Raw genomic sequence first — 1,455 nt, forward strand, 5'->3', positions numbered from 1 at the left:
CACCGATAGCTAAACGATTTAATATTCTACTTTCGACTAAACCATATTTCTTCAATTTCGAATTAATTTCTGCTATGCCAATAAATTCAAATAATCTGTTAAATGCGTCGTTATCGCTGGTTAGTAATATTTTTTTAACATAATGGGCAATAGTAGGTTTCCCATTTTGAGCACTTTCATCTTTAGTTACTTTAGTTTGCCCTTTGAAGCTACTATCTGTCAACATTGTTAAGTTTGAGTGTAAACCTTTACTTTTTAATTCATTTACTTTTTCTAAAGCAAAAATAACAGCTGCCAATTTAACTGTGCTTGCCGGATAGAAATATCTTTTTGGATCTAGATTATAGCTATAAGAGGTAAATGTTGGTTTATTATTTTTATCTCTATTTACTTGAGTGTACATTACCTGAACCTCATTTTTTGTAGGGTGATTGAGTATTCCATTAAATAATTCTGGTTTGGCTAGTAGTAGTTTTTGTAAAAAAACAGTGTCAGGTTGTTGGGCCATCATTTGGAAATGGATTAAAAAGGATATAAAAAAGAGTATTTTCTTCATAACAGATATTTGAATTGTTAAATATATGATTTGTTTTAAAACTGTATTAATGAGGTATATTTTTAATTCAGCATTTAAAAAGCTAATTTTGTGTTGAGATAAATTAATAAAGAGGTCAAAAACTCAACAACAAATATGGAAAACAAACCTAATTATAGAACACCAATACTATTGTTATTTATGTTGCTTATTATTGGATTAAGGGTCGTTGCACCGCTTTCTCCGGATTTTAAGGTTATTGCCAACTTCTCCGGCATAGGAGCGGTAGCATTGTTTGGAGGTGCTTATTTTAAAGGTAAGTTAAATGCATTTTTATTACCGGTGTTGCTCCTTTTTGCGAGTGATTTAGGATTAGTTTTAACCATGGGTGTAGATTATGGTTTTTATACTGGATGGTATTATACCTACATTGCTTTTATTTTAATGGTTTTAGTAGCTTATGTAGTTATTAAAAAAGTAAATGTACAAAATGTAGTAATTGCAAGTTTAATAGGTGTTTTCATTCATTGGATAATATCTGATTTTGGGGTATGGTATGGGTCAACGCTTTATCCGCAAACTCTTGCTGGTTTTTGGGTTTGCCTAGATGCTGCAATTCCTTTTGAAAGGAATTTTCTATATGGCACCCTAGGTTATGCTGCGTTAATGTTCGGCGTATTTGAAGCTTTAAAGGCAAAATATCCTGTTTTAGCTAAAAAAGATATCGTACGTTCTTAAAAGAATAAAGAAATAATGAAAACCCTCCCGATTTTACATCGGGAGGGTTTTGCATATAAAAGCAATTTAGCTAAGTTTTAAAATGAAGAAAACATTGGTCGTTTTAACAGGGGCAGGGATTAGCGCAGAAAGTGGTTTAAAAACTTTTAGAGATTCTGACGGTTTGTGGGAGGGGTACAACG

General features: G+C 31.9%; 3 protein-coding genes. 2 read left to right on the forward strand and 1 reads right to left on the reverse strand.

What is annotated here, in order from left to right; all coding sequences use genetic code 11:
• The coding region (locus WC622_RS16940; protein ID WP_372820870.1) for a serine hydrolase at nt 1-556 on the reverse strand (556 nt) is incomplete at its 3' end.
• Between the two features lie 135 nt (nt 557-691).
• On the opposite strand from WC622_RS16940, the gene WC622_RS16945 reads away from it, so the two are divergent.
• Nucleotides 692-1,273 carry a DUF6580 family putative transport protein gene (locus WC622_RS16945; RefSeq protein WP_372820871.1) on the forward strand — a complete coding sequence of 194 codons (582 nt, stop codon included), beginning with the start codon at nt 692-694 and terminating at the stop codon, nt 1,271-1,273.
• Nucleotides 1,274-1,355: 82 nt separating this feature from the next.
• A partial coding sequence (locus WC622_RS16950; protein WP_372820872.1) for a Sir2 family NAD-dependent protein deacetylase occupies nt 1,356-1,455 on the forward strand: 100 nt, incomplete at its 3' end.

Source organism: Pedobacter sp. (assembly GCF_041662865.1).
Classification (GTDB): domain Bacteria; phylum Bacteroidota; class Bacteroidia; order Sphingobacteriales; family Sphingobacteriaceae; genus Pedobacter.

Coding starts and splice junctions, on each gene's coding strand:
- WC622_RS16945 (WP_372820871.1), top strand. CDS start 692: ATGGAAAACAAACCTAATTATAGAACACCAATACTATTGTTATTTATG.